General features: G+C 41.0%; 9 protein-coding genes. All 9 read left to right on the top strand.

Annotated features, from left to right (window positions below):
• Nucleotides 1-273: 273 nt before the first annotated feature.
• The 9 genes from ABD930_RS18190 (at nucleotide 274) to ABD930_RS18150 (ending at nucleotide 19,113) form a co-directional block, all read left to right on the top strand.
• Nucleotides 274-2,643 (top strand): ABC transporter permease, encoded by a 2,370-nt coding sequence (locus ABD930_RS18190; protein ID WP_345233902.1) that lies wholly within the window; start codon nucleotides 274-276, stop codon nucleotides 2,641-2,643.
• 190 nt (nucleotides 2,644-2,833) lie between these two features.
• Nucleotides 2,834-5,200: an ABC transporter permease gene (locus ABD930_RS18185; protein ID WP_345233899.1), complete on the top strand. Its 2,367-nt coding sequence runs from the start codon at nucleotides 2,834-2,836 to the stop codon at nucleotides 5,198-5,200.
• Nucleotides 5,201-5,310: 110 nt separating this feature from the next.
• Nucleotides 5,311-7,677, top strand: a complete 2,367-nt coding sequence (locus ABD930_RS18180) for an ABC transporter permease (RefSeq protein ID WP_345233897.1) — start codon at nucleotides 5,311-5,313, stop codon at nucleotides 7,675-7,677.
• Nucleotides 7,678-7,788: 111 nt separating this feature from the next.
• On the top strand, nucleotides 7,789-10,167 hold the full coding sequence (locus tag ABD930_RS18175) for an ABC transporter permease (protein ID WP_345233895.1): 2,379 nt from the start codon (nucleotides 7,789-7,791) through the stop codon (nucleotides 10,165-10,167).
• 145 nt (nucleotides 10,168-10,312) lie between these two features.
• Nucleotides 10,313-12,763 (top strand): ABC transporter permease, encoded by a 2,451-nt coding sequence (locus ABD930_RS18170; protein ID WP_345233893.1) that lies wholly within the window; start codon nucleotides 10,313-10,315, stop codon nucleotides 12,761-12,763.
• A 225-nt stretch (nucleotides 12,764-12,988) separates the two neighbouring features.
• Nucleotides 12,989-15,415: an ABC transporter permease gene (locus ABD930_RS18165; protein WP_345233890.1), complete on the top strand. Its 2,427-nt coding sequence runs from the start codon at nucleotides 12,989-12,991 to the stop codon at nucleotides 15,413-15,415.
• Between the two features lie 162 nt (nucleotides 15,416-15,577).
• Nucleotides 15,578-16,564: a DUF4097 family beta strand repeat-containing protein gene (locus tag ABD930_RS18160; RefSeq protein ID WP_345233888.1), complete on the top strand. Its 987-nt coding sequence runs from the start codon at nucleotides 15,578-15,580 to the stop codon at nucleotides 16,562-16,564.
• A gap of 130 nt (nucleotides 16,565-16,694) precedes the next feature.
• Nucleotides 16,695-18,017 carry a cytochrome ubiquinol oxidase subunit I gene (locus tag ABD930_RS18155; protein WP_345233886.1) on the top strand — a complete coding sequence of 441 codons (1,323 nt, stop codon included), beginning with the start codon at nucleotides 16,695-16,697 and terminating at the stop codon, nucleotides 18,015-18,017.
• A 79-nt stretch (nucleotides 18,018-18,096) separates the two neighbouring features.
• Nucleotides 18,097-19,113 carry a cytochrome d ubiquinol oxidase subunit II gene (locus tag ABD930_RS18150; RefSeq protein ID WP_345233884.1) on the top strand — a complete coding sequence of 339 codons (1,017 nt, stop codon included), beginning with the start codon at nucleotides 18,097-18,099 and terminating at the stop codon, nucleotides 19,111-19,113.
• Nucleotides 19,114-19,237 lie beyond the last annotated feature (124 nt).

Here is a 19,237-nt window from a genome sequence, read left to right as displayed (position 1 = left end):
AACAATATAAGTAGTTATTACTGATTACGGAATGGTCAATACATCATAAAGTAGTGATAGTTGTGAAGTAGATGAGTTGTTAAATTGTTAAGTCGTGATAGTAGTTGAATAGTTAAATGGTGAAATACTAGGTGAAACCAAAAAACTAATGGTATAGGCTTGAATGTACTTAAAACGTAGAACTTAATACTTACAACAAAACAATCTTGATACTTGTTTCTTGATACCTGATACTAAAAATGTCTAAATACATTGTACTAAGTACTAAATACTATGTTAAAGAACTATTTTAAAACCGCATTCCGGACGCTGAAAAAGAATAAATCTTATTCCGTAATTGCCATTGTTGGGCTATCCATTAGTCTTAGTACGACCATGCTTATTTCCTTATGGGTGTGGGATGAATTGAGTTTCGACCAGATGCATAGTAAGGGAAACCGAATTTATAAGACCGCCACATTATTCGGTGATAATAAAGAAGACGCTTGGTCTGCAACCTCTGCTCCCGTCGCAGTATTCGGTAAAGCCGAAATTCCAACTATAGAAGAGGCCTGCCGTATTAACGAATGGGGTGGCGATATGCTTCTGCAATATGGGGATAAGAAATTTAATGAAACCGCTACCTATGTGGACGCCAGCTATTTCAACATGTTTGATTTCAAGCTCATTCAGGGCAATCCGGCAAGCCCTTTTCCGGATAACCAATCCATTATTTTATCCCAAAGCCTGGCAAAGAAGTATTTTGGCACAGCTGATCCGATAGGAAAAACGCTCATTGACAAAGATCAAAAAACCTATAAGGTTTCGGGGGTGATGGCCGACATGCCCAAAAACTCGTCCATGCAATATACTTTGCTCTTGCCTTTCGATATCTTGGTAAAGAATTATAAGAATACAGGTGGCTGGGGCAGTCTCAATACCGATTGGGGTAATGCTAGTTATGTCACCTATTTTCTGCTAAACGCCAAGACAAACATCGCTGATACCGAGCAAAAATTAACAGCAACGCTCAAAAAATATATCAAAGACGATTGGGCAAAGAACGCTTCCTTTCTTTTGCAGCCATTACGACACGTGCACCTCTATCACCCCGGTGGTAGTGAAAACGGTATGAAGGAAGTCAAAATTTTTATGCTAGTCGCCTTTATCATCTTACTTATTTCATGCATTAACTACACCAATCTGGTTACCGCACGCGCATCTCGACGGGGAAAAGAAGTTAGTATGCGCAAAATTGTAGGCGCCAGCAAACAACAGCTCTTCTGGCAATTCCTCCATGAATCATTTTTGGTATTTGCTATCGCTGCCTTACTCGCTATCGCCTTCGTTGCACTTGCCATGCCCTTTTATAATCAACTTTCTGGTAAAGAAATGGTTTTTAGTCTCTCCGACACTCATGTTTGGGTGCTCTTCGGATCAACATTAGCGGCTACGATGATATTAGCAGGGATCTATCCTGCTATCACCTTATCTTCGTTCAAACCCGCCTTAGCACTCAAAGGGATTTATGCGGTGCTGGGAAATAGCGGAAATTTTCGCAAGCTACTGGTCGTTGTACAATTTGTATGTGCTGTTATATTAATTATCGCTACACTGATTATCAGCAAACAACTAAGTTACGTACGCCATAAAAACCTTGGTTACGATAAAGAAAATGTCTTTTCCATCAATCAACGTAATTTTAACAAACGATATGAAGCCATAAAACAAGCGCTGCAATCGCAAACCGGTATACAAGGCGTAACCGCCTGCAATAGCGATATTAATAACATCAGCTACACGATCAGTCCGGCAAAATGGGAAGGCCAACCTGCCAATTTATCAAATTTTGGGGTTAAAATACTGTATGCCGATCCGGATTTCTTCAACGTGATGAATATTAAACTGCAAGCGGGTAAAGCTTTCTCTGGTACGGCAGCCGACAGCTCTCATTACATTTTAAATGAAACGGCAATTAAGCAAATGCAAATCGTGAATCCTATAGGCAAGACATTCACGTTAAATGGAACTTCAGGGATAATTATTGGGGTAGTAAAAGATTTTCATTTTAAAAGCATGAAAACGGCTATCGAGCCTTTGGTCATTCAATCGGTGGAACCAAGCAAGTGGTGGAATATGTATATCAAAACCACTGGCCACCAAGCCCATCAGGCATTAGCGGCCGTAGAAAGGTTATGGAAACAATATAATCCGGATTATGCCTTCGATTACCAATTTATTGACCAGTCTTTTGATAATTTATATAAGACCGAAATTCGGTCGGGGAAATTGTTCAATATCTTTGCCGGCATGGCCATCCTCCTCTCCTGTTTAGGTTTGTTTGGCCTGGTTACGTATACTGCTGAAACCAAAGTGAGAGAAATTGGCATCCGTAAAACATTGGGCGCCAACATTAGCCATATTATACTCTTGCTATCCAAAGATTTTTTAGGTTTAGTAGGCATGTCCTTTATCGTGGCCTTTCCTGTAGCTTGGTGGATGATGAGCAAATGGTTAGATAATTATGTGTACCGCACAACAATAGCTTGGTGGATATTTGCCTTAGCCGGATTCGTTGCCTTTACCATTGCCTTCCTTACCGTCTGCAGTAAGGCATTAAAAGCAGCGCAGGTTAATCCGGTAAAATCGTTGCGGAGTGAGTAGGTGGGGTTAAGTTATAAGTTCTACGTATACGTTTAAGGCATGAGGCATAAGGTAAAAGGTGTGAGTAGAGTTGCACGGGCTTTGCAGTCGAAAAACAGGAGGTGCTACTGCTACTAATAAAGCCTTGACACTTGATACTCCTAATAAAAATTGTCAAATACTTTGTACTAAGTACTAAATACTGAATACCATGTTAAGAAACTACTTTAAAATTGCGTTCAGAAACTTATGGAAAACCAAAACATACAGTTTTCTGAACATTGTAGGACTAGCGATAGGCATTACGTGTGCCTCCCTCATTTTCCTTTGGGTAGAGCATGAACTTACCTATGACAGTTATTTTGCGCACAAGGACAATATCTATGACGTCAAGTCTAAACAGACCTACGGAGAAAACACCTTTGTCTTTAGCGCAACTCCCGGCAAACTAGCTGCGGCCATTAAAGAGGAGATTCCTGAAATAGCCGATGCTACGCGTTTTTTCTATGGTGTCTCTAAATTATTCGGTGATGGCCAGCAAGCCATTTATCAGACGGGAGCCTATGCAGACCCCTCTTTTCTTTCTATTTTCTCGCTACACTTTTTGGCAGGTGATAGCCGAACAGCTTTACAGGATATCAATTCTTTGGTCATTAGTTCGTCCATGGCTAAACGTTTATTTGGAAAGGAAAGCGCTTTAGGCAAACTCGTTAAAGTAGATAACGGAGATCCATACACTATAGCGGGTGTCATAGAGGACCTGCCCAGCAACAGTTCCGTTCAATTTGATTGGCTCATTCCCTTTAAAAACTACGAGCAGACAAACGAAAGTCTGCAAGTTTGGGGCAATAATTCAACCGCTACTTATGTATTGTTAAAACCGAACGCTAGCTTAAATGCAGCCAATGATAAGTTACGCGATTTTATAGCTCATAAAACTGGTGCGGAAAATGCTAATTCAAGTAATTTCCTTTATCCATTAAATCGGCTCCATTTATACAATTCCTTCAAAGATGGCTTTGAACAAGAAGGTGCTATAAAAAACGTTCGCCTGTTCAGTATCATTGCTTGGGTTATCCTGATCATTGCCTGTATCAATTTCATGAATTTAGCAACGGCTAGATCGGAAAAAAGAACACGTGAAGTCGGTGTGCGAAAAGTTGTAGGTGCTGAAAGAACGTCGTTAATTTCCCAATTTTTAGGAGAATCCCTCCTTTTGGCTATCTTGGCTACTTTACTGTCTGTGCTATTGACCTATTTGTTCATCAACCCTTTTAATACCTTAGTAGAAAAGGAACTTGCTATACATCTTTTTCAACCCACCCATTTGCTGTTTCTGGTGGTCACCGCCTTGGTATGCGGACTATTTTCTGGCAGTTACCCAGCCTTCTATCTTTCTTCTTTCAATGCCGTTCAGGTATTAAAAGGCACTAAACTCCCATCAGGAAATGCTCATGCGATTCGTCGTGGCCTAGTCGTCGTACAATTTGCGGCATCCATTACGCTCATCATCTGTACAACGCTTATTTTCCAGCAAATTCAGCACGCCAAAAACCGGGATTTGGGATTTGATCGTAGTCAGGTCATTTCAACTGCCATTCAAGGCAAAATCAGAACGCATCTATCCACCTTTAAAGAACAGCTTCAATCATCCGGCGTGGTTGAACGTGTAGGAGGCAGCCAACTGCATGTGCTTAACATCCATTCCAATACCGGAGGTATCCAATGGGAAGGAAAAGATCCTAATAACAACACCCTTATCGGGTTTAATACGGTCGATGCCGATCTGATTCCGACCTTGGGTATGCATATGGTGGAAGGACGGAATTTTCACCCGCAATTAACAGGTGACAGCGCCAGTGTAATTGTAAACCAAGCTTTTGCTCGATTGATCAAGAAAAAGGGCTCTGTCGTTGGCGAAAGAATTTTTTCCGGCAACGATGAGCCTGCCACTATAGTTGGCGTACTTGGTGATTATATTTACAACAATATGTATAGCGCTGCCGATCCACTCATTTTTATCCCATCGAACCCTCAAGAAGGTGTTTTGTACATCAAAACAAAGAACCAAATACCGATTTCCAAGGCCATCGAAAAAATTAGTGCTATAATGAAGGCTAGTAATCCAGGCTATCCTTTTGAGTATCACTTTTTGGATGAAGATTTTAAACAGAAATTTAAAGGGGCAACGATGACGCAACACCTGGCCAATGTATTTGCGGTGTTGTCTATTGGTATCTCTTGTCTTGGCCTTTTTGGTTTGGCGGCTTTTATGGCCGAGCGCAGAAAGAAAGAAATCGGCATCCGTAAAGTGTTGGGAGCAACGGTCATGTCGTTAGCGAATCTACTCAATAAGGAGTTTGTTGCTTTGGTTTTACTATCATGTCTTATTGCTTTTCCATTGGCCTATTGGTTTATGGCTGATTGGTTAAAAAATTATCAATACCGAATAAGCATGCATTGGTGGGTTTTTATGCTTGCAGGATTATGTGCTTTGGTTATTGCTTTATTAACCGTAAGCTCCCAAGCCATTAAAACCGCTTTGATGAATCCGACCAAGTCGCTGCGGGATGAATGACAAGAATTATACGTTGTCAGTTGTGCATTGCGAGAACCCGCTTACAACAAATAACGAGCAACGTATAAATAAAAAAGTCTAAATACTATGCTGAAAAATTGCTCCAAATTATGCTAAAAAATTATTTCAAAACGGCCCTGCGCAGCTTGCTAAAGAACAAGTCCTATTCAGCCATTAATATAATTGGTTTATCCGTAAGCCTTGCTGCCGCGCTATTACTTATGCTTTGGGTATGGGATGAGCTAAGTTTTGATCGTATGCACCGTAATGGCGATCGAATTTATATGGTCGGCAGCTCTTTCGATGCAGACCTAAATACCATATGGCCGGTAGCTCCGCCGCCGATAGCCTTATTTGGTAAAGCAGAAATACCAACTATAGCAGATGCTTGCCGCGTAAATCACAATGTAGATGGCTCGCTGCTTGTAGAATACCATGCTAAAAAGTTTAATGAGGCCCCTTCCTATGTTGATCCAAGCTTTTTCTCCATGTTGGATTTTCCGTTAATTACGGGAAATACGAAACAACCCTTTCCGGATAACCATTCCGTCATACTGGGTGAAACCTTAGCGAAAAAATATTTCGGCAAGGATAATGCCATAGGTCAAATTATCCAAATAGGACCAGAAAAGGAAAACTACACCGTATCAGGTATTATCCATGATATTCCCAAAAATTCTTCCTTTGAGGGAGCGCTTTTCTTTCCATTCGAAGCGTTAAACCCTAAAAACAAAGGAGGTGACGATTTGAACACCCAGTGGGGAGCCTTTTCCTATACTACCCTGCTTTTTTTAAAAAAAGGAGCAGACCCAAAAGTAACGGGTGAACAACTTGCCAATCTTCACCGCAAGAACCAACCCGCTGATATCTTTGAACATTTACAGTACATTCTTCAACCGCTTCCCAAGGTGCATCTTTATGACTTCAAAGGCAATGAACAAGGTATGCAGCAGGTTAAGATTTTTATCCTGGTAGGTTTTGTTATCCTGCTCATTGCATGTATCAATTATGTCAACCTAGTTACCGCACGATCATCGAGACGCAGTAGAGAAGTTAGCGTACGTAAAATTGTCGGTGCCAATCGAATGCATCTTTTTTGGCAATTTATTAGCGAGTCTACGTTAGTTTTTGTGCTTTCCTTAGTCGCCGCCATTGGTTTGATTTATTTAGTCGTTCCTTTATATAACCAATTATCTGGAAAAGAACTAGCCTTTAACCTGCTGGACGCGAAGGTCTGGCAACTGTTTGTAGGTACCTTTTTACTGGTCATACTCATGGCGGGAATTTATCCTGCGTTGGTTTTATCCACTTTTAAACCTGCACTGGCGTTAAAGGGTGTATTGCCTGGCTTGGGAAAGAAAAGCACATTTCGACAAGTATTGGTTATCGTCCAGTTTACCTGTTCAGTCGTACTAATTATCTGCACAGTAGTTATTAGCAGACAATTAACCTATATCCGGCATAAAAACCTCGGCTATGACAAAGAAAACGTTTTTATTTTAAATCAACGTAATTTCAAGCCACACTATGAAATGATCCGCGATGAACTACAGCGACAAGCGGGCATACATGGTGTAACGGCCTCAAGCTCAAATATCACAAACGTAGGTAGTGGCACAGGAGACATCGAATGGGAAGGGAAGCCTGCTTCAATGGCCAATTTCATGATCAATCAAATGTCGATCGACCGAAATTTCCTTGATGTACTTGGATTAAAGCTCATACAAGGAAAGGGATTTACCGGGACACCAGCGGACAGTGGCTATGTTTTCCTAAACGAAACGGCGGTAAAAGCCATGCATTTAACGCACCCTATTGGTCAGAAAATCACCTTTCACAATATACCGAATATGACTATTGCAGGGGTTGTTAAAGACTTTTATTTCAAAGATATGAAGACCGCAATAGCACCCTGTATATTATATATGGACGCATCAGGCTGGGGAGGTCTATACGTTAAAACCACCGGAAAGGATACCGACAAAGCCCTTGCTGCCGTTCAACGGTTATGGAAACAATATAATCCCGATTATAATTTTGAATACGAATTTTTGGACGATGCCTTTGACAAACTTTATAAGGCAGATATCCGTAGTGGAAAACTTTTCAACCTCTTTTCGGGTGTTGCCATCCTACTTTCTTGTCTCGGCCTTTTTGGCCTGGTCACTTATACAGCCGAAACCAAAGTCAAGGAAATCGGCATCCGCAAAACACTAGGAGCAAGCGTTCAACATATTATAGTATTGATTTCGAAAGACTTTTTAATGTTAGTGATCATCGCTCTCATTGTTGCTTTTCCTTTAGCTTGGTGGATGATGAGCAAATGGTTGGATAATTATGTCTATCGAACCGATCTTTCCTGGTGGATTTTCGTCGTCGCAGGGCTCGCAGCCTTTATTATTGCCACAATTACCGTTTGCAGTAAAGCATTAAAGGCAGCGCAGGTTAATCCGATAAAATCGTTGCGGAGTGAGTAATATTGGTTATTCGCTGCTGGTTGCTCGTTGTTCGTATGCCTGCTAACGAAGAGTCGGGAAACAGCAATGAGCGTCGGATCTAACAACGAACAACAATTAACGAACAACGAAATGTTAAAGAGTTATTTTAAAACTGCATGGAGAAACTTAAAAGGGGCTAAATTTTACAGCCTTGTTAATATTAGTGGTCTAGCAGTAGGACTTGCAACGGGCATTATGCTCTTATTATGGGTGCAGCACGAGAGAAGTTATGACAAGATGCACCAGCAATATTCGAATATCTATCAATTCAGCGCACATCTTACGGCTAACGGAAGTGATATGACCTGGACCAAAGTTCCCGGGCCCCTATCCATTATGGCTAAGTCCATTCCGGCAGTTAAATCCATTACACGGATTACTGAAGAATGGGATCAGAATCTATCTACCAACGATCACAGTAAAGCAATGGATGGTAATCATATCGCTTATGTAGATACCAGTTTCTTCACCTTATTTGATTTTCAACTTCTGGCAGGAAGTCCATCTGATCTTTTCCAGAACAGTAATTCGGTTTTTATTACACAGACAACTGCCCAGAAACTTTTCGGCAAATCAAATCCTGTGGGCCAAGTGATCGGTTTCAAGGGCCCGATGCGTTTTACCGTTACCGGTGTTTTAGCCGATTTTCCCGAAACCTCAACACTTCAATTTGATGCGCTCTTCCCAATGGATTTTTATGCCCAGCAGTTTACAGCAAGCGGCGGTAATTATTCCTGGAAAACCATTGATAGCGATTTAGGAAGTTATGCATTTAATACTTTTGTGCTATTAGCCCCCAATGCAGATCCTCAACAGGTGGCGCAGGCGTTTTCTTCGGTCTACAAGACGGCCCGTAAGGGAGATTCAAAAACGCAATTTCAGTTGCAAAATCTGGCAGATATTCACTTAATTGGCGCAGATGGCAATGCTTCTGCATTACAGATGGTGCAAATTTTTATGCTCGTGGCCATTGCATTATTACTTATCGCGAGTATCAATTACATCAACCTCTCTACAGCGCGATCTTTATTCCGTGCGAAAGAAGTAAGTGTGCGGAAAATTATCGGTGCAAATAAAGGGCAACTCTTCTTTCAATTTATCAGTGAAACGACCCTGTTATTTTGTATCGCAACAATCATTGCCTTTGGATTGATCTATTTGTTCATGCCTCTTTATAATGAACTTTCTGGAAAAACCCTCCGCTTTGCCTTATTTAGTGCAAGTGTTTGGAAGGTTATTGGTGGTGCAACTGTGGGTACATTACTCCTTTCCAGTATTTACCCGGCCTTATTATTAACCTCCTTTAAGCCAATTGCGGCAATAAAAGGAAAGGTTACCAGTAACATGGGCATCACCATATTCAGAAAAACCTTGGTAGTTTTCCAATTTACGGTCTCTGTTATCTTGATGATCTCGACCTTTGTAATTAGTAATCAAATGGCTTTTATACGAAATAAAAACTTAGGATATGATAAAAGCTATGTTTTCTCCGTACCCCTAGTACAAGAAGTAGCCGATCACCTCGATGCCATTAAGGCTGATTTAAGCAAACAACAGGGAATATTACAGGTAGCATCTAGTGATATTTACAATATCTCTTCGATTAATAATACGACGAGTGATCTGGAATGGATGGGTAAACCTGCAAATTCTACCCTAATGATTACAGGAGCCTCCATCGATGAAAACTTTATTCCGACCATGAAAATGCAGTTTTTGGAAGGCCAAAATTTTTCGGGAACACCAGCAGATAGCGGTTATTATATTTTAAATGAGAAAGCGGTACATGAAATGGGTCTAAAACCACCCTATGTAGGACAAGAAATTAGTCTTCATGAGCAAAAGGGAACCATTATCGGTGTAGTGAAAGATTTTAATTTTCAGTCTTTAAAAACAGCAATTACTCCACTTATCTTTTATACCTGGTCTAATCGCAATATACTGCATGTCCGTACTACCGGAAAGGACGCGCAAAAAGCCATTACCGCGGTAGCCGAACAACACAAAAGATATGGCGGAAATACGCCGTATAGTTATTATTTTGTCGACAAGCAGTTTGAGGCTTTATATGCATCTGATCAGCGTACGGGTACTTTATTTAATTTATTCTCTGCTATCGTTCTATTTATTTCTTGCCTAGGGCTATTCGGATTAGCGACATACACAGCCCAGGTCCGGACAAAAGAGATTGGTGTACGCAAAGTTTTAGGGGCAACGGTTATGCATATCTTACAAATGCTATCTCAAGATTTTGTAAAACTAATCATCCTCGCCATCCTAATCGCCTCACCTATAGCTTGGTGGGCTATGAACAATTGGCTGGATGATTTTGTCTTTCGCATCGAGATAAAGTGGTGGATGTTTGTATGGGTAGCACTTATGGCAATAGCCATTGCGCTTTTAACCATCAGTTTCCAAGCAGTTAAAGCAGCCTTGGCTAACCCGATCAAATCGCTGCGGGACGAGTGACAAGAGTTACGAGCTGCCAGTTCTGTGTTGTGCGTGAAAAACAAACAATATAAGTAGTGATTATTGATTACGGAATGGTTAATACTTGATACCTCTAATAAAAATTGTCTAGATACTTTGTACTATGTACTAAATACTAAGGAACATGATAAGAAACTTTTTCGTAGCCACTTGCCGGAATTTATGGCGCCATAAATTTTTTTCCTTCGTTAATATACTCGGACTAGCTGTTGGTGTTAGTGCATCACTGATACTCTTCATGATTGTTTATTACGAATTCAGTTATGATCAGTTTGAACCCAAAAAAGACAATACCTATCGAATTGTTATAAAGACAAAAAGCAATGGTGGATTTGAAGGTTATAGTGGAGCTGTCCCTTCTCCTTTAGGTAACGCCATTCGTGATGAAATACCTGGCGTGGAGCAAGCTATTTCAATCTTTAGCTTTCCCGGCAATGGTCAGATAGATGTATCCGTTGTCGATCCCAAGGGAAGAAAAGATATCTTATTCAAAAAACAGGAGAACGTTTATTTTGTCGATCGCAACTATACCCATTTACTCGATTACCAATGGCTAGCTGGAGATCCAACCTCTGCCCTTGAACAGCCCTTCCGTGTGGTGCTAACCCGAAGCATGGCAACCATGTACTTTCCCCATCAAAAGTCCGCGGAAATTATTGGCCGTAAACTTCGGTACGACGATATGGACGTTACCGTAACCGGCATCATTCAAGATCTCGATAAACCTACAGATTTTCAAGGTAAAGCGTTTCTTTCAATCCAAACCGCCAATACCGCTTCATTAAAAGAAGAATTAATGATGGATAATTGGAATGACTGGATGGCCTATTCCAAGCTATTCGTTACGTTGGCAGCAAATGCCAATCCAGAACAGGTTGGCAAGGAAATAAATCGTTTATACAGCAAACACCGCAAGAACGAAGGCTATTTCTCGTCGATAGAATTCTTTTTGGTGCCCTTAGCAGATATGCATTTTGACTTCCGTACCCAAAGCGTTGATTCTAGAATAGTTAATAAATCTACGTTATATGGCCTCATAGCTATTGCGACTTTTCTCCTACTCTTAGGTTGTATCAATTATATAAATCTCACCACTGCACAAGCTTCGAAGCGGGCGAAAGAAGTTGGAATCCGAAAAACCATTGGCAGCTCTCAAAAACAGCTTATTTTACAGTTTTTGGGTGAGACATTCTTTTTGACTTTCTTATCCATATTATTATCCATCATTCTTATTCCGATGCTTCTGCAATTGTTCTCGGCTTTTATCCCAGAAGGTTTGCATAGTTCCTTTCTTTTTCAACCAAGGTTGGGCTTATATCTGTTGGTGTTAAGCCTATTATTAACTACCGCCGCAGGTCTTTATCCAGCTTTCGTTTTATCGCGCTATAAACCAACACAAGTAATCAAAAACGAAACGTCGATTACTTTCGGACAATCCAGGCAGGCTATTGTTCGGAAAACACTCACCGTATTTCAGTTCATTATTGCTCAATTCTTTATTATATCTACACTCATGATCAGCAAACAACTCTATTTCGTGCTACATGCTGATATGGGTTTTCAGAAAGAAGCCATATTCACCTTCGATATTCCCAGGGATTCCGTTCAGACATTACGAGCGCAACTGGTACAACGTATTCAAGCAATCCCAGGCATCGCACTTGTTAGCAATGGTTTTGCCTCTCCCGCCATGTCGGGAGGCGCATTTGCCGATCTGTCTTACCATAACGGAAAAGAAGAAATAAAACCTCAAGCGCAAATTCGTTGGGGCGACCAAAACTATTTTAAATTATATGAGATCCCTTTAATTACCGGCCGTATAGCTACTACCAGCGATTCAGTTACAGAATTGGTGGCTAATGAACGTTTCTGCGAAGAATTGGGATTTAAACATGCTCGTGAAGCCATAGGACAATTTATTACTTATAATGGTAAAATGATACCCATTGTAGGAGTCATGAAAAACTTCCATGCGCAAAATTTACACGCGGAAATCAGTCCAATCGTTTTTGTTAACCAACCGGGTAGCACCTTTCATATAAAACTTCTACCGCAACCAGCAGGCACTAACCTATGGCAAAAAACTATTGCACAGATTGAAACGATTTTTAGGGATAATTTCCCGGAAGAAGATTTTGCATATCATTTTGTAGACGACAGTATTGCTAAATTTTATGCAGAAGAACAACGTACGGCATTACTTTTACGTTGGGCCACAGGTTTAACAATGTTCATTAGCTTTCTTGGTTTACTAGGCTTAGTACTGTATACAACGAACAGTCGTATAAGAGAAGTAGGTATTCGCAAAGTACTTGGAGCAAGCGTTTCTCAGATTATACACCTTCTATCAAAGGATTTTGTTCGTTTAATTATCCTGGCTTTTCTTATTGCGTCTCCCATTGCTTGGTGGGCAGTGCATGTATGGTTGGATAATTTTGCCTATAAAACAAGTATCAGTTGGTGGATATTTGCGCTAAGTGGTATAGGGATGCTCATTTTAGCAGCAACCTTACTTAGTGTGCAGACTTTCAAAGCAGCACGGGCAAATCCAGTAGATAGTTTACGAGATGAGTAGGTGGAGTTAAGTTATAAGTTGTACGTAATATGTTTTAAGGCATAAGGCCGAAGGTAAATGGTGCAGGGTGGAAAGGACATAAGACACAAGAAGCGAGACATAAGACTGATACGTTTAAGCGTGTAAAGGACTTGAGTGTACTTAAAACGTAGAACTTAATACTTACAACTAAACCATCTTGATACTTATGTCTTGCTACTTGATACTATAAATCTTGATACTGACATGTTAAAGAACTACTTCAATACGGCTTTTCGAAGTTTATGGCGACATAAAATCTTCTTCTTCATCAACACGATGGGACTTGCTGTGGGTATTAGTGCCGCATTAGTGATTACGATGCTGGTAAGCTATGAATTTGGTTTTGATCGTTTTCAAGCTCATCCAGAACGCATATTCCGGGTGGTGACCGATATCCAGATGGGCTCGGTGCAGGGGCATAATGCAACTGTTCCTGGCGCTTTGTCGCAAGCGGCACAAGAGCTTACGGGTATCGATCGGATTGTACCCATGCTCCGTATGGACATGGGTACGATGTCTGTACAAATTGATCAAGCCAATGGTGCAATCAAAACATTATCGGCGGATCAGGTTATTTTCACAGACGCCAACTACTTCCAACTTATACCATACAAATGGTTGTTTGGAGGAAACATTAGCCAAGTGCTTAAAAATCCTTTTCAGGTGGTATTAAGTCAACGTTCAGCGGAGAAATATTTTCCACGGCAACCTTTATCTAGCGTAGTTGGGCAACATATCACCTACAATGGTTTAATGCTCACAGTAAGTGGCGTTGTTGCAGACCTGACAGACCCTAGTGATCTCGAAGCCAAAGAATTCATCTCCCTGCAGACTTTAAATAAGCTTGGAGCAGCTGATCAGGCCACCTTGAATTCCTGGGATGATTGGTCTTTGTCCTTATATCTTCAGCTTGCACCTGGTACAGCTCCACAGCAAATAGAACATTTGCTGAACAACATTTTTACGGAACACCAATCATCAAACGACCCCCGAAAAATTTCACTTCACCTTCAACCACTACATGAGGTACATTTCGATAGCCGCTATGAAACCCCCGGCATTCATATTGCCGATAAATCTTCGCTCTATGCCCTATTGGCCATTGCCTCTTTTCTTCTATTGCTTGGAAGTCTCAACTACATTAATCTCACCACAGCTCAAGCCTCTAAAAGAGCGAAGGAAGTCGGTATACGTAAAACAAATGGGAGCAGTCGACAGCAATTGATTATACAATTTCTCGGAGAAACTTTTATCGTGACCTTACTTGCAACGATCTTTTCTCTCCTCTTATGTCCTTTCCTACTCAAATTGTTTAGCTCTTTTCTACCTCCTGGATTAACCTTAGACTTTCTTTGGAAAGGACAGACGATAGGTTATTTGTCCTTGCTTGTCATCAGCGTCACCTTTTTTGCTGGATGCTATCCCGCTATCGTGCTTTCCGGCTTTAACCCGGTACATGCACTGAAGGATCAGTCGCGATTACTACTCGGACAATCGCGACAGCTAGTGCTTCGAAAGGGTCTCACCATTGCCCAATTTACTATTGCCCAATTTTTCATTATCCTTACTCTTATTATCAGCAAGCAAGTATATTACGTACTGCATACCAATATGGGATTTCAGCAAGAAGCCATTATCAGTTTCAGCATTCCAAACAAAAGCCATCGCGCTGCGCTTAAACAAAGCATACGAGCACTACCCGGCGTAGCTAAAGTAAGTACGGGCTTTGTTGCACCCGCTTATATTGGAGCAGCTTTTTCAGACATCATCTTTAATAATGGTAAGGAGGCACTTAAGTTTACTCCCCAGGTTAGGACAGGCGATGAGGATTATTTTGATGTTTATCAGCTGCAGCTGATTGCGGGGAGAAAGGCTTCGGCCAGCGATTCTGTTCGCGAGCTCATGATTAACAAGGCTTTTATGCACGAACTAGGCTATAAAAATCCAACGGATGTGTTAGGCAAACTTGTGCACTATGGAAGAGATAAATCCCTTGTTCCTATTGTGGGCATCATGCAAGATTTTCATACCCAAAATCTTCACGCACCGATATCTCCCCTTATTTTTGGTGTCGAACCGGGTCAAACCTTTCATGTACGATTGGCAGAACAAACCAATGCCGCCGAAGATTGGCAGCAAACGATTTCCGCCATCCGGAAATCCTTTAAAAAGATATATCCGGAGGCTTCTTTTGATTATACTTTTGTGAATCAACAGATCGCCAAGTTCTACGAAAAAGAAAGGGCCACAACACAATTATTGAACTGGGCTACCGGCTTATCCATATTTATCAGCTGTTTGGGATTACTAGGGCTTGTTATCTTTACTACCAATAGCCGAACGAAAGAATTGGGTATTCGAAAAATCCTAGGGGCTTCTATAAGTAATCTTGTTTTACTCCTATCTAAAGATTTTATTCGATTAATTATCATTGCTTTTTCCATCGCTGCACCTATCGGTTGGTGGGCAGGCCATGAATGGTTAAAAGACTTCGCCTACAAAACTTCCATCAACTGGTGGTTATTTTTAATTGGTATAATCGGTATGGTGGGTGTAGCCTTGGCCGTTCTAGCGATACAAACTTTCAAAGCAGCACGGGCAAATCCGGTAGATAGTTTACGGGATGAGTAACAAGAATTGCCAGTTGTGAGTTGCCAATTGCGAGCTTTATGACGAAAAACGGAAGGCTAATGAACAGCAGTGGCGGTAGCAGTGGCAAGTCCGCCATCTCAATAACGAAATAGAACGATGCAACATTTGTATTTTACTCGCGTCTATTAAAAAAGTACAATTATGAATAAGGTATTTCTATTTTTTTTTATAGTGGTAGCTGGAAGTTATTTGACCACTAGCGCACAAGACAAGAACACACCCTACCTGAATAAACCGCTTAACCAATCCAATATTCGGGCGGTAGATTTACAGACATCCGGGGGGAGCCTTACGGTTATTGGGGCAAATGAATCGGAGGCCCGGTTAGAGGTATATGTTCGGGGAAATAATGGTCAGGAGCTCAGCAAAGCAGAAATTGAGGCGCGGCTTAACGCAAATTACGATTTGCAGATTAGCAGTGATCAAGGCAAATTAATCGCGATCGCCAAGAACAAAGGAAATATTCGGGATTGGAAAAAGTCATTATCCATTTCCTTTAAAGCCTATGTACCCCAAGCTGCTTCTGCTCAATTAAAAACAAGTGGCGGAAGTTTATCCATTGATGGTATTAACGGAATGGTGGAAGGAAAAACATCGGGAGGAAGTATTAAAATTGCTAATGTACATAATAATCAAGTAAATCTAAGAACCAGTGGCGGTAGTATACAAGCAGAAAATGTCGCTGGCAATCTTTCCTTAATTACCTCGGGAGGTTCCATTCAACTAGCCAATTTAAAGGGAAATATTGAGGCCAAAACCAGTGGTGGTAGTATCAAGGCAACAGACGTAACGGGTGAGTTGATTGCCAAGACTTCTGGTGGGAGCATTAAAGTTGACCGGATGTCTGGCAGTGCCGACCTAGGTACCAGCGCGGGTAGTACATCAGTCAATATGCTACAAATTGATAAGTACTTAACCATTGATGTTTCGGCCGGAAGTGTTGATTTACAATTGCCCTTGCAAAAGGGGTTAGATTTAAATTTACAGGCACGTAAAGTAAATATTCCCTCATTAAGTAACTTCTCCGGAGCGTTGGATAAAGACAGTGTAGTAGGCAAACTAAATGGCGGCGGTGCAGCAGTTAATGTGGCGGTTAGTGTAGGAAGCTTAACTATACATTCCAATTAAAATTTAGAAACATTCAAGATTACATTTCTTTTTGCTTAAATCCTTTTATTAAAGACAGATACTTTATCTTTGAAAGGGTAGCCACGTATAAACGTGGCACCTTTGGTATTTATATAAAGCAGCTGTCGTTATGGACGATTTCCTAGCCGCCCGTTCCCAAATGGCCCTTTCTTTGGGTTTTCATATCGTTTTTGCGTGTATTGGCATGGTTATGCCTTTTTTTATGGCCGTAGCCCATTATAAATGGTTAAAAAGTGGTTTAGCTGTCTATAAAAATGTAACCAAAGCTTGGAGCAAGGGTGTCGCCATTTTCTTTGCTACTGGAGCCGTTTCGGGAACGGTATTATCCTTTGAGCTGGGTTTGCTTTGGCCAACTTTCATGGAACATGCCGGCCCAATTTTTGGCATGCCCTTTTCACTAGAGGGAACTGCCTTTTTTATCGAAGCCATTGCGCTTGGTTTTTTCTTATATGGTTGGGGTAAATTTAATCCTTGGTTTCATTGGTTTACGGGCGTAGTCGTAGGCATTAGCGGCTTGGTATCAGGAATCTTGGTCGTTGCGGCCAATGCTTGGATGAATAGTCCTACTGGATTCCAATACATCGATGGAAAATATCTAGACATCGATCCTATTCAAGCTATGTTCAATGATGCCTGGTTCTCGCAAGCCTTACACATGTCACTGGCAGCCTTTGTAGCAACCGGTTTCGCCGTAGCTGGTGTACATGCTTTTATGATTTTAAGAGGCAAAAATGTGCTTTTCCATCAAAAGGCCTTTCGTATAGCCGCCATTTTTGCGTGTATAGCCGCTGTACTTCAACCTTTAAGTGGCGATATTTCGGCAAAAGATGTTGGTAAACGGCAACCTGCCAAGTTAGCGGCAATGGAGGCTCATTTTCATACCGAAAAACAAGCGTCGTTGATCGTAGGAGGTCTTGTTCATGAAAAAAAAGAAACCGTCCAGTACGCTTTAAAAATTCCAGGTTTATTGAGCTGGATGGCGCATGGTGATTTTCAAGCCTCTGTAACTGGCCTTGATCAAATTCCAAAAGAGAATCACCCACCAGTGGCCATAACGCATTATGCATTTCAAGTCATGGTAGGTTTGGGAATGATGCTTTTGGCTTTGGCACTTGTTTATTTTGTCGCGCTGTGGAAAAAAAGGACGTGGCTTAATCGTACCTGGTTATATAGATTATTTGTATGGGCTATTCCATTAGGTTTTTTGGCCATAGAAGCCGGTTGGATGGTTACCGAAATAGGTAGACAGCCTTGGATTATATACGGAGTGATGCGCACAGCCGATGCGGTGACCCCCATGCCGGGTATAGCTTATTCATTCTATTTGTTTACTGCTGTTTATTTATCGCTGACGGTTATTGTTATTTTCCTATTGTATCGGCAGATTAAAATGGTAGGTAAATTGTATGACCAAAGCGGTGAAATTAGCTAATGGGATGATTAGCCAATGCACTGCTATATAAAATTATATCTAAATACGAAGTACTTAGTACTACATACTTAATAAAAAAATGTTGTATATCGTTATTGGCTTTTTATGGACATCTATTTGGCTATACTTGCTATTAGGTGGAGCCGATTTTGGAGCAGGTATTCTTGAATTGGTTAGTAAGCGGGAAGATCGGCATACGGCTAGGCATACCCTATATCGGACTATTGGGCCAGTATGGGAAGCTAACCATATGTGGCTTATTATTGCCATTGTTATTTTATTTGTAGGATTTCCCCGTATCTATACCACAATGTCCATTTTCGTACATATCCCTTTGGTGGCAATGTTATTAGGCATCATTGCGCGCGGGACTGCTTTTGTTTTCCGTCATTACGACGCAGTGGAAGATCATATGCAAGAGGTTTATAACCGAATTTTTATTTACTCTAGTGCCATAACACCTTTCTTTTTAGGCATTATAGCGGCTAGTACTGTTAGCAGCAATATCGACCCATCAGCCAATGATTTTATGTCGGCGTACGTTTACAGCTGGTTAAATGCCTTCGGCATTGCTGTTGGCCTTTTCACGGTATGTATCTGTGGATTTCTGGCAGCGATCTATATCATTGGCGAGATTAGTGAAGAAGCAGAAAAGCAACGTTTCATTCGATTGGCAAAGCGAATGGTTATTGCGGCTTTTATTAGTGGGGCATTAGTTTTCCTTGCCGCACATTATGAGCACATCCCTTTATTAGATTGGATTTTTGGTCATTGGATAGGAAGTGTGGCTATTGTTGCCGCCAGTATTTCTTTAATTGTCTTATGGCGCAGCTTAGGCCGGGGTCATACTATTCGGATTCGTTTATTAGCTGGTTTCCAGGTCAGTATGATTTTGTTTGCTGCCACTTATATCCACTTTCCAAAAATTGTACTGTTGAAAGGCGGATCAGCACTTTCTTTACTAAGCGACGCTGGTACAGAAAAAACGATGGAATCGCTTGCTTTGGCCTTATTGATTGGTAGTTTATTTATTTTGCCAGCCTTATTTTATTTGCTTTACAGTTTTGAAAAAAGGAAAGCGAATGTTGACCATTAAAAGGTATAGGATACACTTAAAAGATCCCACCATCTACCTTTTGGTAGTCCATTTAACAAACGGGCACAAACGTACAATATGTTTAAAATATACCAATCGTTTTTAGACTTATTAAATAAGGGTT

The sequence above is a fragment of the Olivibacter ginsenosidimutans genome (assembly GCF_039542865.1).
GTDB lineage: Bacteria > Bacteroidota > Bacteroidia > Sphingobacteriales > Sphingobacteriaceae > Olivibacter > Olivibacter ginsenosidimutans.
The sequence above is the reverse complement of the archived record's forward strand: the minus strand, read 5'-3'. Positions and strand labels throughout refer to the sequence as shown.